This window comes from Actinomycetospora sp. 2LY8.5, assembly GCF_057180585.1.
In genome coordinates this window covers 16,254-32,004 of record NZ_JBXUHE010000016.1, presented here as the reverse complement: position 1 = coordinate 32,004, position 15,751 = coordinate 16,254, and the positions used below count along the sequence as shown (strand labels likewise).

Genomic DNA, 15,751 nt, shown 5'->3' with positions numbered 1-15,751 from the left:
GTCCGGCCGTGGTCGGCGACCGTGCGGAGGGTCATGATCGGACTCGTCGACGACGATTCCTTCCTCGCCGCCCGGGCTCTTCCGCCGGGGGCGACCCGGTCGGCACGACCCGGTCCCCGCGGCGCCGGACACCGCTGGACCTCGAAGGACGACGCCGTGCATCGATCACCCCTGGAATCCCGGGCAGCTGCCGACCCGGTCTGGCATGTGCTGCCCGCGGAGGCCGCCGCGAGGGAGCTCGACGTCGGCCCGGGGGTCGGGTTGTCGGACTCCGAGGCCGTACGTCGCATCGCCGAGCACGGGCCCAACAGGCTCGGCGAGATCCCGCGGGAGCCTCGGTGGCGCGCGTTCCTGCGGCAGTTCCAGAACCTGATGATCGTCATCCTGTTGATCGCCGCTGTGGTCAGCCTGCTGGTCTCGCAGGAGTGGGAGACCCCGATCGCGATCGTGGTGGTGGTGCTGCTCAACGCGACGATCGGCTTCGTGCAGGAGTCGCGGGCTGAGGCGTCGCTCGAGGCGCTGCGGACGATGAGCAGCACCACGGCCACGGTGCGCCGCGAGGGACGGACCGCTCGGGTGGACGCCGAGGCGCTGGTGCCCGGTGACGTGGTCGTTCTGGCGGCCGGCGACCGGGTCCCGGCCGACGGCCGGCTCTGGTCGGCGACCTCGTTGGAGGTGCAGGAGTCGGCGCTGACCGGCGAGGCGGCGCCGGTGACCAAGTCCGCGACCGCGCAGGTCGACGAGGACGCGCCGCTGGGCGACCGCGTCACGGCGGTGTACATGAACACCACGGTCACCCGCGGCCGGGGGGAGATGCTGGTCACCGCGACCGGGACGGCGACCGAGATCGGCCGGATCGCCGGCCTGCTGAGCGGTGCCGGACCGGAGACGACGCCGTTGCAGCGCCAGGTCGACGACCTCGCGCGCACCCTGGCGGTCGTCGCGGGGGTCGTGATCGCGATCGTGCTGGTCGTGGGACTGGTGCGTGGGCAGTCCTTCTCCGACCTGTTCGTCACGGCGGTCTCGCTGGCGGTGGCGGCCATCCCCGAGGGTCTGCCGGCGGTGGTCGCCTTCACCCTGGCCATGGGAACCGGGCGGCTGGCCAGGCGGGGCGCCATCGTCAAGAAGCTCGCTTCGGTCGAGACGCTGGGCAGCACCTCCCAGATCTGCACCGACAAGACCGGGACGCTCACCGTGAACGAGATGACCGCCCGGGAGCTGATCGTCGGCGGGCGTCGCTACACGGTGTCCGGGGAGGGCTACGGCAGCGAGGGGCGGATCCGCGGCGCCGACGGGTCCCCGCTGCCGGACGCCGTGCGGCGCGTGCTGGAGGGCGCGGCGCTGTGTACCGACTCGGAGATGCGCGGTGGCGAGCTCGTCGGCGACCCGACCGAGGGTGCGCTGCTGGTGCTCGCGGAGAAGGGCGGTGTCGACGTCGCGGCCCTGCGCGGCGAGCGCCCGCGGCTGGGGGAGGTCCCGTTCGACTCCGACGACAAGTTCATGGCGACCTTCCACCGCTGGCGCGACGAGCAGGGCCGCGACGTCGTGCGGTGCTTCGTCAAGGGAGCCCCGGACGTGTTGGCCACCCGGGCGGACCGTCACCTCGACGGAGACGAGGTCCTGCCCCTCGACCGCGCCGCGCGCGAGATCTACGACACCACCAACACGTCGCTGGGCCGGCAGGGGATGCGGGTGCTGGCCGTGGGCGTGCAGGACTTCGACGCCGAGGACATCGATGCCCACGACCTCGACGCGGCCGGGGACCCGAAGGCGCTGCTCGACCGGATCGTGCTGCTCGCGCTCGTCGGCATCGTCGATCCGCCTCGCCCGGAGGTCGGGCCGGCGATCGCGGACTGCCGGGCCGGCGGGATCCGGGTGCGGATGGTCACCGGCGACCACGCCGTGACCGCCGGGGCCATCGCCGACCAACTGGGCATCCCCGGACGGGCGGTGACCGGCCGCGACCTCGACGCCGTGCCCGACGACGAGCTGGCCCGCCGGCTCGACGGGATCGGTGTGATCGCCAGGGTGTCGCCGGAGCACAAGATCCGGATCGTGCGGGCGCTGCAGGCCCAGGGCGAGGTCGTCGCGATGACCGGCGACGGGGTCAACGACGCCCCGGCGCTGCGCAAGGCCGACATCGGAGTGGCGATGGGTGTGACCGGCACGGAGGTGAGCAAGGAGGCCGCGACCATGGTGCTCACCGACGACAACTTCGCCACCATCGTCAGCGCAGTCCGCCGGGGCCGCGGCATCTACGACAACATCGTGAAGTTCACGCGGTTCCAGGTGTCCACCGCGCTGGGCTTCGTCGTCACGTTCCTGGTCGCCGCCGCGACCGGCATCGCGGGCGGCGTGCCGTTCAGCGCGTTGCAGATCCTGTTCGTCAACCTGGTCATGGACGGTCCGCCGGCGATGTCGCTGGGTGTCGACCCGGTCCGTCCCGAGGTGATGCACCGGCCCCCGCGACCGCGGCGCGAGCGCATCCTCACCCGCGACCGTCTCCTGCAGATCCTGCTCGCCAGCGCCGTCATGGCGGCGGGCACACTGGCGGTGCTCGCCTGGGGCCCCGGCCCGGAACCCCGACTCGGCGAGCCGTCCGTGGTCGCCACGATGGCCTTCGCCACCTTCGTGTTCTTCCAGATCTTCAACCTGCTCAACGTGCGCAGCCCGACCCGCAGCGTGTTCACCCGCGCGACGCTGGAGAACCGCTCGGCCTTCGCCGCCACCGCGGCCGTCCTCGCGCTGCTGGTCCTGGTCATCGAGTGGGACGTCCTGCACGACGTCTTCACGACCACCGACCTCACGCCTGCCCAGTGGCTGTCCTGCGTGGCGGTCGGCTCGACGATCCTGTGGGTCGTCGAGATCGTGAAGGTCGTGCTGCGCCTGCGGGCCGGCCGCCACGCACGCGACGAGCACGAACCCCCTCCATGCGATCGGGATTCATAATTTTCTGAATTTTCGGTATTCTCACGACCGTGCGCGCATCTGGCTTCGCTCCCGATCCGGTGGTGTCCGTGTCCGGGCTGCGCAAGGAGTTCGGGAACACCGTCGCCCTGGACGGGCTGGACCTGGAGGTGTCGCGGTGCGAGATCCATGGCCTGCTCGGGCCGAACGGGGCAGGGAAGTCGACCGTGATCCGCGTCCTGCTGGGGCTGTACCGGCCGAACTCGGGGATGGTGCGACTGTTCGGGCGTAGCCCGTGGGTGGACCCGGCGTCGCTGCACCGGCGGTTGGCGTACGTGCCCGGGGAGGTGAACCTGTGGCCGACGTTGTCGGGCGGTGAGGCCATCGATCTGCTGATCCGACTGCGTCGCGGGAAGCCGGACCGTTCGGAGCGGGAGCGGTTGATCGACGTGTTCGAGCTGGATCCGACGAAGCCGATCCGGACCTACTCCAAGGGCAACCGACAGAAGGTGGCCCTGGTGGCCGCCTTCGCGCTGCCGGCGGAGCTGTACATCCTCGACGAACCGACCTCGGGGCTCGACCCCGTGATGGAGCAGCGGTTCCAGGACGAGGCGAAGCGGGCGGCGGCGGGCGGAGCCGCGGTCCTGTTGTCGAGTCACATCCTCTCGGAGGTCGAGGAGCTCGCCGATCGGGTCTCGATCATCCGTCGGGGGCGACGGGTGGAGACCGGGACCCTCCAGGAGCTGCGCCACCTGACAGCCGCTCGCTACACCGTGGATGTGGATCTCGACCCGGTCCGGGCCCGGCAGCTGGCGGCCCTGAGCAGCGACCTTCGACACGAGGGCCGCACGGTGTCGTTCGGTGTCGAGCCGCGCGACACCGCTCGGGTGCTGGGCATCCTGGCCGGGCTCGACGTGCGAGGCCTGACGGTCGTGCCACCGTCGTTGGAGGAACTGTTCCTGCGCCACTACGACGATCCGGTCGCGGCCGGTGCCGGGGTCGACGGTTCCGGGCGATGAGCGCGGTGCGCACGCTCGTCGTCGCGGCGGTGCGTCGCGACCGCTGGCAGATCACGGTGTGGGCCGTCGGTGGGTTCGTGGCGGCTCTGGTCAGCGCGATGTCGACGGCGACCACCTACGGCAGCCACGCCGAGCGGGTCGGTGCCCTGGAGCTCGTAGTGGGCAACCCGGCGTTCCTCATCAGCCGCGGTATGCCCCAGGGCCCCGAGCCGGGGGCGTTCCTCTTCTTCCAGATGGGCATGGTCTTCGCCGTGCTCGTCGCGATCCACGGCGTTCTCTTCGCGGTGAGACATGGTCGGGCCCAGGAGGACGAGGGGGCTACCGAGCTGCTCCGGGCGGCCGCGACGGGTCGGCTCTCGATCCCGAGCGCCACGGTGGTGGCGGGAACCTGTTCCCTGATCGTCCTGGTGTCGGGGGTGTTCCTCGGGTTCGTGCTCGGCGGCGCGCCGGTCCCGGGAAGCGCCTGGGCTGCGTTCGCTCTCGTGCTGGTCGGTGAGGTGTTCCTGGCCGCGGGCGTCGTCTGCGGGCAAGTGGCGTCCGGAGCGCGGACCGCTGTCGGTCTGGGACTGGGGCTCGTCACGCTCGCCTATCTGGTCCGGGCGGCCGCCGACGCGCTCTCCGCCGTCGACGAGATCACTCTGACCGCCGAGCCGTCCCCGCTGGCCTGGTTCTCACCACTGTCCCTGGCGCAGGTGGTCAACCCCTACGGGCGGGTCGATCCGGTCGCGCTCGGGGCCCTCGGGGGCCTCGGCGTCATCCTGGTCGTCACCGCCCTGCTGGTGGAACGCGGCCGGCAGTTCGGAGCCTCGTTGTTCCCCAAGCGGCCGGGGCGGGCCCATGGCGGGTCGTCGTTGGCCACCTCGGTGCGCCTGGCCCTGCGGCTGCAGCGGGGTGCCCTGACGACGATGCTGGTGGCCGGATGGGGGGTCGGAGCGTTCGCGGCCGCGCTGGCGCTGCTGGGCAGCGACGCCGCGCGGACCGATCCGGCGATCGCCACCACGATCCGCACGACGGTCGGAGAGGACGGACCGATCTACGATCTCCTGCTGGGGTACGTGATGCTGTTCGTGGCCGAGTGCGCCGCGGTCGCCGGCGTCCTGGTGGTGCTGCGGGCACGACGAGAGGAGGCCACCGGGAACACCGAGACGGTCAGGGGCACGCCGGTCGGTCCGTTGCGGTGGATACTGTCCCAGCTCATGGTCGCGTTGTTCTCCGCACTGACGGTCGTGGCCGCGTCCTGGGTGGGGGCCGCGTCGGTCTACCTCGCCTCGGGTGCCGACAGGGCCGTGGCGCTCGGGCACACCCTCGCAGCGGTCCTCGTGCAGCTACCGGCGGCTGCGGTCTACGTCGGCGTCGCGGCCCTGCTGTTCGCGCTCGTTCCACGGCTCACGGCGCCGGTCTCCTGGGCTCTGGTGGCGGTGGGGGTGTTCCTCGCCGAGTTCGGTGGCAGGGCCAACCTCCCGGACTGGCTGATCTCGGTCACACCGTTCGTCCACACCCCCCTCGTGACCACCGCCGACCCCGACCTCACCCCGTTGCTGTGGATGTCGGCGGCGGCGTTGGTCTGCGCAGGCATCGCCGCCGTCTGCTACGCCAGGAGGGACCTCTCCCCGTGACCGCCACCGGTGACGGTCCGGACCCGGAGGGCCCCGCCGACCCGGCCCACGACGATGCGGACACGCCCGTGGGCACTCCCACGACGCAGGCCTGGCGGTTCGCCGAGGACGTGGCCGGTGCGTTCCACGCTCAGGGCTTCCCGCGTATGCCTGCCCGGGTCCTGATGGCCCTGACGATCAGCCCTGGCGACGGCCTGACCGCCGATCAGCTCCAGCAGGTGCTCGGTGCGAGCGCCGCGGCCGTCTCGAGCGCCCTCAACTATGCGCAGTCCCTCCAGCTCGTCCGCGTGCGCGCCCTTCCGGGCACCCGTCGTCGTCTGTACTCCCTCGCGCGCGAGGACTGGTACCGCGGAGCGATCTCGCGCATCGGGTTCTACGAGTCCATGGCCGAGATGTGCCGCGACGCGGCGCCCGCCCTGGGAACCGAGGACGACGCCACCCGCCGGCGTGTCGAACAGATGGCGCGGTTCTTCACCTTTCTCGTGCAGAAGCTCCCCTCCCTCCTCGAGGAATGGGACCGAACACGACGAGGCGACGGATGATCCGGGACCTCCGGCCCTCCCGAGGCCGTGGAACGGGTCTGCACCCTCGGGGTGGCGACCGGATCCGCCGGTCACCCCGCCGAGGAGGAGGCCATGACCCGTGCCGGACCGCACGTCGTCCCGCCGGTCGTGCACGGGCACGGCGCGCCCGTCGTCGTCGGATGGGACGGGTCGCGGCGCTCGTGGGAGGCCGTGACCTGGGCCGTCGCGCGCGCGACCAGGCTGGCCGCGCCCGTGGAAGTGATCCGGGTGGAGGGCGACGCGACCGGTGAGGCGGCGCGAGCCGAGATGCGGGCCGAGCTCCACGCGCAGGTGATGGCGCTCGGAGGCTCTGCCGCCGGAGCCGCGGTCGACGTGCCGGCCGGCGATCCGGTCACGGTTCTGCGGGCCCGTTCGGCGCGTGCGGACATGGTCGTGGTCGGGGACCACGGACGCGGCGGTCCGTCCGACACGGCGCTCGGCTCGACGGCGCTGCGGCTGCTGGACGTCACGACCTGCCCCCTCACCGTCGTCCGGCCCGTTCGCGGGGCGGGCGGGGATGGTGGGCCGGTGGTGGTGGGCGTGGACGGGTCCGCGCACTGCCGCCCCGCCCTCGACCACGCCCTGACCGAGGCCGCGGCCCGGTCGACGGGCCTCGTGGCGGTGACCGGTGTGCTGCCACCGGGCTGGGTGGCCGATCTCCCCGACGACGCCGAGCAGGCCGAGGCCGTCGAGGCCGCCACCGCCGAGCTGCTCACCGCGGTGGAGGAGGGCACCCGGGCCTTCGTCGAGCGCACCGTCGCCGACCTCAGCCGCCGTGACCTCCCCACCCCGTCGTACGAGTTGCGGGTCGGGCCCGTCGCGGCCGTCCGGGCCGTCGTGGACGCCGCCGAGGACACCGGAGCCGGTCTCGTCGTCGTCGGGCACCGCGCGGGAGGGCAGCGGGGGAGCCGGCGGCGCGGCTCCGTGGACCGTGCCCTCACGGCATCCGCACCGTGCCCGGTCACGGTGGTGCCGTCCGGCAGGCTCGCCGGACGACCATCCCGCGGTGAGAGGCCGCCGACCGTCGGCGACGTCGCCGGGTCGCCCCGACCCGGCCGAGTCGCCGGCGGGTGCCACGGCGGTCGAGGGGGGAGAGCGTGATGGGCGAGGATCGGGAGGTCTCCGACACCGGCCCCGGCCACCCGGTCGTGGTCGGGGCCGACGAGTCGGACTCCGCGCTGCGGGCCGTGCGCTGGGCAGCCCACGACGCGGTGTCCCGGGGTCGCGACCTGCGGGTCGTGCACGCCTACGGTGGTGTGGACCCTTCGCTCGTGACCGACGCGGCGCTGTGGCGTCGTTACCAGCGGTACGTCCTCGACCGCGCCCATGACGTGGCGGCACGAGCCGCGGACGCCGCCCGCGCGGAGGCGCCGGGGGTGTGTGTCGCCGAGGAGGTCGTCGACGGCCCGGCGGCGCCGGCGCTGCTCGCCCGGGCCTCGGCCGACGTGCCGCTCGTGGTCGGCGAGCAGGGCGCGAGTGGTCTCGGGGGCGCGCTGCTCGGGTCGGTGGCCTCGACGGTCGCCGCGCACGCGGCCGGCCCCGTGGTCGTGGTCCGCGGCGACGTGCTCGGCGACCCGGACGCGCCGGTGGTCGTCGGTGTCGACGGGTCCCCGGCGAGCGAGGCCGCGATCGACTTCGCGGTGGCGGCCGCGGACGCCGCGAGGTGCCCGCTGGTCGCGGTGCACACCTGGTGGGACCTGTTCGTCGACCCCGTCCTGAAACCGTTGTTGGACTGGGAGGCGATCGTCGACGACGAGCGGCGTGTGCTCTCCGAACAGCTGGCGGGCCGGTCGGCGAGACACCCGGACCTCGTGGTGTCCACGGTGGTCGAGCGCTCGCATCCCGCCCGGGTCCTGCTCGACCGGGCCCGGGGTGCGCGACTGCTGGTGGTCGGCTCCCGTGGTCGTGGCGGCTTCGCCGGGCTCCTGCTGGGGTCGGTCGGCCGCGCGATGGTGCACCGGGCGCCGTGCCCCGTCGCCGTCGTGCCGCCCCCCGGTGAAGGTCTCTCACCTCCACTCGGTTCCACCGCGACGAGCGCGGCGAGCCGGCCCGGCCTCGCCGCGACGAGCGGACGATCCATGTCGTGATGTGCCCGGAGCGTCAGGGCCAGTCCCGTCGTTCGAACGCGGTGCTCCGCGGCGACGGGAGCGTCGTGTGGGACCAGCGGGCCCTGTTCTGGCGCGACCACGGCGCCGCGCCGGAGCGGCGGGTGCTCGGCCGCGGCGCGCAGGGCCGCGGCGCCGTCGGCGGCGAGTACGACGTGGTGGCCGTGCGCGGTGAGGTTGCTCCGCAGCGCGCGGCGCAGGCGGGGTCGTCGTCGACGACGACGAGGACGCGATTCATGGGGTCGTGACCGGAGCCGGGACCCGAGCTGCCGGCAGGGACAGCACCATCGTCAGGCCACCGCCTGGGGTGTCCTCGGCATCGAGAGTGCCGCCCATCGCCTCGGTGAAGCCGCGCGCCACGTGCAGGCCGAGCCCGACCCCGGTCGCTCGCCGGTTGTCGCCGAGTTGCTGGAACGGCATGAACAGGTGGTCGTGCTTCTTGCGCGGCACTCCGGGTCCGGTGTCGACGACGCGCAGCTCGACGCGGTCGCCGTAGGCGCTCGCACGGATCGCGACGGTGCCGTCGCCGCCGTGGCGCAGTCCGTTGTCGATGAGGTTGGCGACGATCCGCTCGCCGAGCCCGGTGTCGGCGAGGACATCGGGGAGGTCTTCGCGGACCTCCGAGCGCACCCGCCTGATATCGCCGTGGACGCTTGCCATCGCCGTGGCGACGATCTCGTCGAGGCCGACCTCTTCGGCGATCGGGGTGACGGTGCCCGCCGCCAGGCGAGAGGAGTCAAGGAGGTTGTCGACCAGTCCGGTGAGGCGGTCGGCGGATTCCTCGACGGTCGCGAGCAGCTCGGCGCGGTCACCGTCGGACATCGGGAGTCCGGGGGCGCGCAGGCTCCCGGCGGCCGCCTTGATCGCGGTGAGCGGGGTGCGCAGGTCGTGCCCGACCGCCGAGAGCAGCGCGGTGCGCAGGCCCGCGGCGTCGGCGCGGCGCTGCGCCTCGGTGGCCTGCGCGGCCATCCGCCGGTTGCGCAGGGCGAGCAGGGCCTGCCCGCTGACCGTGGCGAACAGCGCGCTCTCCTGCGCGGTCAGCGTGCGTCCGGTGCCCACGAGGTGCACGCCCTCGTCGATCTCGACGTCGACGTCGGCCTCGGCGGGCTTCGTGCACGGCGTGTCCCCGGTGCAGGCGGTGATCTCCCAGCCGGCCTTCGTGTCTCGCTCCATCACAGCCACGGATGTGAGCCCGAAGGCCTCGCGCACCCGCTCGAGGAGCTTGGGCAGCGGGTCTGAGCGCGAGAGCACGACGCGGGCGAACGAGGTGAGCAGTGTCGCCTCGGCGCGGGCGGTGGTGGCCTGGGCGGAGCGACGGTCGGCGCGGTCGACGACGGCGGCCACGAGCAGGGCGACGAGGACCATCGCCACGATCGCGAACGCGTTCTCCGGCCGCGCCACGGTCAGGGTGTAGAGGGGTGGGGTGAGGAAGACGTTGAGCAGCAGACCGCCGCTGATGGCCGCCAGCAGCGCGGGTGCGAGCCCGCCGATCATGGCGGTGACCACGGTGGCGAGGAAGAACAGCACGACGTCGGTGGAGAGGTCGACCGACTCGCGCAGCACCACCCCGATGACGGTCGCGAGCACGGGCAGCAGCACGGCGGCGGGCCAGCCGAACGCGTGGCGCCGCGCCGGCAGCGACATCCGCCGCCGCGGCGTGGGCCCGGCCTCGGCGTGGGTGACCAGGTGGACGTCGATGCTCCCGGACCGCGCGATCGTCCGCGCCCCGATGCCGGGGTCGAGCGCCCGCGCCCACCGTGAGCGCCGGGAGGTGCCGAGTACCAGCTGGGTGGCGTTGGCGGCGCGGGCGAAGTCGAGCAGCGCGGCGGGGACGTCGTCTCCGACCAGGGTGTGGAACGACGCGTCCACGTCCTCGGCGAGGCGGCGCAGCGCCGCAGCGTTGGTCCCGGGCCCCGGCCGCGTGAGGCCATCGCTGCGGAGCACGTGCACGCAGAGCAGGTCGGCCGACCCGGCGCGGCGGGCGATGCGCGCCGCGCGGCGCATGACCGTCGCGCTCTCGGGCCCGCCGGTGACGGCGACGACCACCCGCTCGCGGGCCTCCCACACCTCCGAGATCGCCTCCTGGCTGCGGTAGCGCTGCAGGGCGACGTCGACCTGGTCGGCGACCCACAGCAGCGCCAGCTCGCGCAGCGCGATGAGGTTGCCGGTGCGGAAGTAGTTCGCCAGCGAGGCGTCGATCTTCTCGGGGCGGTAGATGTTGCCGTGGGCCATGCGCCGGCGCAGCGCCTCGGGCGTGATGTCGACCAGCTCGATCTGGTCGGCCGCGCGCACCACGGCGTCCGGGATCGTCTCGCGCTGGCGGACGCCGGTGATGCGCTCGACGACGTCGCCGAGCGACTCGAGGTGCTGCACGTTCACCGTGGAGATCACGTCGATCCCGGCCGCGAGCAGCTCCTCGACGTCCTCCCACCGCTTGGCGTGCCGCGAGCCGGGCGCGCAGGAGTGCGCGAGCTCGTCGACCACGCACACCTCGGGCGCGCGGGCGAGCACGGCGTCGACGTCGAGCTCGGTGAGCTCGGTGCCGCGGTGGTCGATCACCTTGCGCGACAGGACCTCGAGGCCCGCGAGCAGCTCGGCCGTGCGCGCCCGCCCGTGGGTCTCGACGAGCCCGACGACGACGTCGGTGCCGCGGTCGAGGCGGCGGTGGGCCTCGTTGAGCGCGGCGTAGGTCTTGCCGACGCCCGGCGCCGCACCGAGGTGGATGCGCAGCTCACCCCGCCGGTGCGCCGCCGGCGAGCCGCTGGTCCCGGACGGATCGCCCTCACCGCCGTGAGCGCGCTCGGAGGAATTCTCGTCGGGCATGTCTGGTCCCTCCTCCCCGGTGGAAGCGTGTGATGGCATCCTCCGCCACCGACGTCAGCGGATCCCGGGCCTCGCTGTCACGAGGGCCGCGTTGAGCTCCGGCACGTCCACCCGCGGCTCGCCCAGGAACCCGAGCGTGCGCCCCTCGGTGGCGTCCGCGACCAGCGCCCGCACCCGATCCTCGGGCAGGCCGGCGACCCGCGCGACGCGCGGCACCTGCTGCGTCGCGTACGCGGGGCTGATCTGCGGGTCGAGCCCGGAGCCCGAGGCGGTCAGCGCGTCCGGGGGGATCGTCGCGGGGTTGACGCCGTCGCGGGCGGCGATGGCGGCGCGGCGTTCCTGCACGGCCTGCTCGAGGTCCCCCGACGACGGGCCGAGGTTGGAGCCGCCCGAGGTCGTGGCGTCCGCGGGGCCGAGGCCCGCGATCGCGTCGTCGGGGGCCGACGCCGAGGGCCGTGTGTGGAACCACGGGTCGGCGGCGGGGTCCGCGGGCACCGGATCGATGCCGATCAGCGAGGAGCTGCCGTTCGGCAGGACCGAGCCCTCGGCGTTCGCGGACAGTCCCGGGATGCGCGAGACGCTCCAGACGACCGCGGGGTAGACGACGCCGAGCAGGACGGTGAGCGCGAGCAGGACCCGCACGGCGGCGGCGGCCTGGCGCCGCAGCTGGGTGCCGGTGACGGCCGACTCGCGTGGCGTGTGGTCGGGGTCGTACTCGGTCTGCTGGTCGGTGACGGTGGTCATGGTTCAGCCGATCCCCGGGATGAGCCGGACGACGAGGTCGATGAGGAAGATGCCGAGGAAGGGGACGACGATGCCGCCGAGTCCGTAGACGAGCAGGTTGCGACGCAGCAGCCGGTCCGACGTCGAGGGCCGGAAGCGCACGCCCCGTAGGGCCAGCGGGATCAGCGCCACGATCACCAGGGCGTTGAAGACGACCGCCGAGAGGATCGCCGACTGCGGCGTGGCGAGCGCCATGACGTTGAGGGCGGCGAGCTGCGGGAAGATCGCCACGAACATCGCGGGCAGGATCGCGAAGTACTTCGCGAGGTCGTTGGCCAGCGAGAACGTGGTCAGGGCGCCGCGGGTGATCAGCATCTGCTTGCCGACCTCGACCACACCGATGAGCTTGGTGGGGTCGGAGTCGAGGTCGACCATGTTGCCGGCCTCCTTGGCCGCGGTCGTCCCCGAGTTCATGGCGACGCCGACGTCGGCCTGCGCGAGGGCGGGCGCGTCGTTGGTGCCGTCGCCGGTCATGGCGACCATCCGCCCGCCGGCCTGCTCGCGGCGGATGAGGGCGAGCTTGTCCTCGGGGGTCGCCTCGGCGAGGACGTCGTCGACACCGGACTCGGCGGCGATCGCCCGCGCGGTCACCGGGTTGTCGCCGGTGATCATGACGGTCTTGATGCCCATCGTGCGCAGCTCGGCGAACCGCTCCGTGATGCCGGCCTTGACGACGTCGGAGAGCTCCACGACCCCCAGCGCCCTCCCACGTGAGCGCTTTCCGGTGCTATAGGCCCGGAAAGTACTCACATGGGCGACCACCAGGGGCGTGCCGCCGCGCTCCGCGACCTCGGTGGCGATCGCCTCGAGGCGGGCGCGGTCGCGGTCGTCATCGAGCCAGGCGAGAACCGCCGACGTCGCACCCTTGCGCACCTCGCGGCCGTCGATGTTCACCCCGGACATGCGGGTGGTCGCGCTGAACGGCACGAACTCTGCCGCGGCCTCGGCGGCGGACGCCTCCGCGGGCAGCCTGGAGGCGTCGGCGCACAGCGAGACGATCGAGCGCCCCTCGGGTGTGGTGTCGGCCAGGCTCGCGAGCCGGGCCGCGGCGGCGAGGTCCGCGGGGTCGACGCCGTCCAGGGGGTGGAGGGCGGTCGCGCGGCGGTTGCCGTAGGTGATGGTGCCGGTCTTGTCGAGCAGCAGCGTCGACACGTCGCCGGCGGCCTCCACGGCGCGGCCCGAGGTCGCGAGCACGTTCCGCTGCACGAGCCGGTCCATCCCGGCGATGCCGATCGCGGAGAGCAGAGCACCGATCGTCGTCGGGATGAGGCACACCAGCAGGGCCACCAGCACCACGAGCGACTGCAGCTGACCGGAGTAGCCTGCCATCGGTTGCAGTGTCACCACCGCGAGCAGGAACACGATCGTCAGCGCCGAGAGCAGGATCGTCAGGGCGATCTCGTTCGGCGTCTTCTGCCGCTGTGCGCCCTCGACCAGCGCGATCATGCGGTCGACGAACGACTCGCCCGGCTTCGCGGTGATCCGCACGACGATCCGGTCGGAGAGCACCGTGGTGCCGCCCGTGACCGAGGAGAGGTCGCCGCCGGACTCGCGGACCACGGGCGCGGACTCGCCGGTGATCGCCGACTCGTCGACGGTCGCGATGCCCTCGACGATCTCGCCGTCACCGGGGATCGTCTGCCCGGCCTCGACGACGACGAGGTCGTCGACGCGCAGGTCGGTGGCCGGCACCTCCCCGCCCTCGACGAGCCGGGCCACCGTGTCCGTCCGCGTCGCCCGCAACGCGTCGGCCTGGGCGCGCCCGCGGCCCTCGGCGACGGCCTCGGCGAGGTTCGCGAACACGACGGTGAACCACAGCCAGATCGCGATGAGCGCGGCGAACACGCTCGGGTCGAGGGTGGTCGCCACGGTGACGACGACCGAGCCGACCCACACCACGAACATCACGGGGTTGCGCACCTGGTGGCGCGGGTCGAGCTTGCGCAGCGCCGTCGGCAGCGACTCGAGCAGCTGCGCGGGCCGGAACGCGCCGGCGCCGACGGCCCGGCCGGTGCGCGCGGCGTGGAGCTCCTCCGCCTCGGCGGGCGGACGGGCGTTGTGGAAGGTCGGGGCGGTCACGACAGTCCCTCCGCGATGGGGCTCAGTGCCAGGGCAGGCAGGAACGTGATCGCCGCGACCAGCACGATCGTGCCGGCGACGAGCATCGAGAACAGGGGAGTACCGGTCGCGAGCGTCCCGGAGGACGGCGCGACCCGGGGCTGCCGCGCGAGCAGCCCGGCCAGGGCGAGCACGGCGACGATCGGCAGGAAGCGGCCGAGCAGCATCGCGATCCCGAGCGCGATCTGGAAGAACCCGCTCGTGACCGTGAGGCCGCCGAACGCCGATCCGTTGTTGTTCGCGGCCGACGCGAAGGCGTAGAGGACCTCGGACAGGCCGTGCGGGCCGTCGTTCGTCATCGCGTCGGAGGTGCTCGGCAGGGCGATCGCGACGCCGGTGCCGAAGAGCACGAGCGCGGGCATCGTCAGGGTGACGACCACCGCGCACGTCACCTCGCGGCGACCGAGGCGCTTGCCGAGGTACTCCGGCGTGCGCCCGACCATGAGCCCGGCGAGGAACACCGCGATGATCGCGATGATGAGGATCCCGTAGAGCCCGGCCCCGACGCCGCCCGGAGTCGTCTCCGAGAACAGGATGTTCAGCAGCGTCCCGCCGCCGCCGAAGGCCGAGTAGCTGTCGTGCAGCGAGTTGACCGCCCCGGTCGAGGTGCCGGTGGTGGTGTTCGCGAACAGCGCCGACCCGGGGATGCCGAACCGGACCTCCTTGCCCTCCATGTTCGCTCCGGCGAACGAGGCGCTGGTCGCCTCCGCACTCCAGATCACCGCGAGCATGACGCCCCACAGGCCGCCCATGACGGCGAGCAGCGAGACGCCCTGGCGGATCGAGCCGACCATGCGGCCGAACGTGCGCGTGAGCGCCACCGGGATCACGAGCATCAGGAAGAGCTCGAGGAGGTTCGACAGCGGGTTCGGGTTCTCGAACGGGTGCGCGGAGTTGGCGTTGAGGATGCCGCCGCCGTTGGTCCCGAGCTGCTTGATCGCCTCCTCGGACGCCACCGGCGCGATCGCCGCCGTCGTCGGGCGCCCGTCCGGGCCGACGAGGTCGACCCCCGAGCGCAGGCTCATGACGACGCCCGTCGCGACGAGCGCCACCGCGGCGACCGTCGCGATCGGCAGCAGGATCCGCGTGCAGCCGCGCACGATGTCGACCCACGCGTTGCCGAGTCGATCGGTGCGGCTGCGGACGAAGCCGCGGATCAGGGCGACGGCCACGGCCATGCCCACCGCCGCCGAGACGAAGTTCTGGACGGTCAGACCGGCCAGCTGCACCGTGTGGGCCATGGTCGTCTCGGGGACGTAGGACTGCCAGTTCGTGTTGGTGACGAAGGAGATCGCGGTGTTGAACGCGACGCCGGGCTCCACCGCTCCGCGGTCGAACGACCACGGCACCAGCGTCTGGAGGCGCTGCATCAGATAGAGCAGGACGATACCGGCGAACGAGAACGCGAGGATCGCGACGGCGTAGGTGCTCGCCCGCTGCTCGGAGCGGGGATCGACGCGCACCACGCGGTAGAGCACGCGCTCGACCCCCCAGTCGCGCTCGTCGGTGTAGACGCGCGCCATCCAGTCCCCGAAGGGACGCCAGACCGCGGCGAGCAGCACGAGCAGGGTGAGGACCTGCAGGAGCCCGGCCATCAGAAGCGCTCTGGGCGCAGCAGCGCGATCACGAGGTACACGAGCAGACCCAGAGCGACGAGGCCGCCGATCAGGTTGGCGACCGCCTCGCCGCTCACCGCCGGTCCAGCCCGCGCACGGCGAGCACCAGGACCGCGAAGATCGCGATCACCACGCCCGCGAAGAGGAGATCGAGCACCGGATTCCCTTCCCTCGGAGGACCGCCTCGGTCGGCGGCGCACG

The 15,751-nt window shown here is 73.1% G+C and carries 12 protein-coding genes; 7 read left to right on the top strand and 5 right to left on the bottom strand.

Annotated elements, in window-relative coordinates; all coding sequences use genetic code 11:
* Positions 1–156: 156 nt before the first annotated feature.
* The 7 genes from AC2A1K_RS18305 (at position 157) to AC2A1K_RS18275 (ending at position 8,458) form a co-directional block, all read left to right on the top strand.
* Positions 157–2,949 (top strand): cation-translocating P-type ATPase, encoded by a 2,793-nt coding sequence (locus AC2A1K_RS18305; protein WP_483897738.1) that lies wholly within the window; start codon positions 157–159, stop codon positions 2,947–2,949.
* Between the two features lie 29 nt (positions 2,950–2,978).
* Positions 2,979–3,926, top strand: coding sequence for an ABC transporter ATP-binding protein (locus AC2A1K_RS18300; protein ID WP_483897737.1), 948 nt, complete (start codon positions 2,979–2,981; stop codon positions 3,924–3,926).
* Positions 3,923–5,542, top strand: a complete 1,620-nt coding sequence (locus AC2A1K_RS18295) for a hypothetical protein (protein WP_483897736.1) — start codon at positions 3,923–3,925, stop codon at positions 5,540–5,542. The genes AC2A1K_RS18300 and AC2A1K_RS18295 overlap by 4 nt, the downstream gene beginning before the upstream one ends.
* Positions 5,539–6,084, top strand: coding sequence for a GbsR/MarR family transcriptional regulator (locus AC2A1K_RS18290; RefSeq protein WP_483897735.1), 546 nt, complete (start codon positions 5,539–5,541; stop codon positions 6,082–6,084). Before AC2A1K_RS18295 ends, AC2A1K_RS18290 begins: the two co-directional genes overlap by 4 nt.
* 93 nt (positions 6,085–6,177) lie before the next feature.
* Positions 6,178–7,206, top strand: a complete 1,029-nt coding sequence (locus AC2A1K_RS18285; RefSeq protein WP_483897734.1) for a universal stress protein — start codon at positions 6,178–6,180, stop codon at positions 7,204–7,206.
* On the top strand, positions 7,206–8,192 hold the full coding sequence (locus AC2A1K_RS18280) for a universal stress protein (RefSeq protein WP_483897733.1): 987 nt from the start codon (positions 7,206–7,208) through the stop codon (positions 8,190–8,192). The genes AC2A1K_RS18285 and AC2A1K_RS18280 overlap by 1 nt, the downstream gene beginning before the upstream one ends.
* Complete coding sequence (locus tag AC2A1K_RS18275) at positions 8,189–8,458, top strand: hypothetical protein (protein WP_483897732.1); 270 nt, start codon at positions 8,189–8,191, stop codon at positions 8,456–8,458. Before AC2A1K_RS18280 ends, AC2A1K_RS18275 begins: the two co-directional genes overlap by 4 nt.
* Here the strand turns inward: AC2A1K_RS18275 and AC2A1K_RS18270 are convergent.
* The 5 genes from AC2A1K_RS18270 to kdpF are packed head-to-tail and all read right to left on the bottom strand — an operon-like array spanning position 8,445 to position 15,627.
* Positions 8,445–11,033, bottom strand: coding sequence for a sensor histidine kinase (locus tag AC2A1K_RS18270; RefSeq protein ID WP_483897731.1), 2,589 nt, complete (start codon positions 11,031–11,033; stop codon positions 8,445–8,447). The genes AC2A1K_RS18275 and AC2A1K_RS18270 overlap by 14 nt on opposite strands.
* Positions 11,034–11,087: 54 nt before the next feature.
* On the bottom strand, positions 11,088–11,777 hold the full coding sequence (locus AC2A1K_RS18265) for a potassium-transporting ATPase subunit C (RefSeq protein WP_483897730.1): 690 nt from the start codon (positions 11,775–11,777) through the stop codon (positions 11,088–11,090).
* A 3-nt stretch (positions 11,778–11,780) separates the two neighbouring features.
* A complete protein-coding gene (kdpB, locus tag AC2A1K_RS18260; protein WP_483897729.1) occupies positions 11,781–13,895 on the bottom strand; it encodes a potassium-transporting ATPase subunit KdpB in 2,115 nt (704 codons plus the stop codon).
* On the bottom strand, positions 13,892–15,529 hold the full coding sequence (gene kdpA, locus AC2A1K_RS18255; RefSeq protein ID WP_483897728.1) for a potassium-transporting ATPase subunit KdpA: 1,638 nt from the start codon (positions 15,527–15,529) through the stop codon (positions 13,892–13,894). The genes kdpB and kdpA overlap by 4 nt, the downstream gene beginning before the upstream one ends.
* On the bottom strand, positions 15,529–15,627 hold the full coding sequence (gene kdpF / locus AC2A1K_RS18250; RefSeq protein ID WP_483897727.1) for a K(+)-transporting ATPase subunit F: 99 nt from the start codon (positions 15,625–15,627) through the stop codon (positions 15,529–15,531). Before kdpF ends, kdpA begins: the two co-directional genes overlap by 1 nt.
* Between the last annotated feature and the right edge of the window lie 124 nt (positions 15,628–15,751).

Coding starts and splice junctions, on each gene's coding strand:
- kdpA (WP_483897728.1), bottom strand. CDS start 15,529: ATGGCCGGGCTCCTGCAGGTCCTCACCCTGCTCGTGCTGCTCGCCGCG.
- AC2A1K_RS18285 (WP_483897734.1), top strand. CDS start 6,178: ATGACCCGTGCCGGACCGCACGTCGTCCCGCCGGTCGTGCACGGGCAC.
- AC2A1K_RS18265 (WP_483897730.1), bottom strand. CDS start 11,777: ATGACCACCGTCACCGACCAGCAGACCGAGTACGACCCCGACCACACG.
- AC2A1K_RS18270 (WP_483897731.1), bottom strand. CDS start 11,033: ATGCCCGACGAGAATTCCTCCGAGCGCGCTCACGGCGGTGAGGGCGAT.
- AC2A1K_RS18295 (WP_483897736.1), top strand. CDS start 3,923: ATGAGCGCGGTGCGCACGCTCGTCGTCGCGGCGGTGCGTCGCGACCGC.
- AC2A1K_RS18280 (WP_483897733.1), top strand. CDS start 7,206: ATGGGCGAGGATCGGGAGGTCTCCGACACCGGCCCCGGCCACCCGGTC.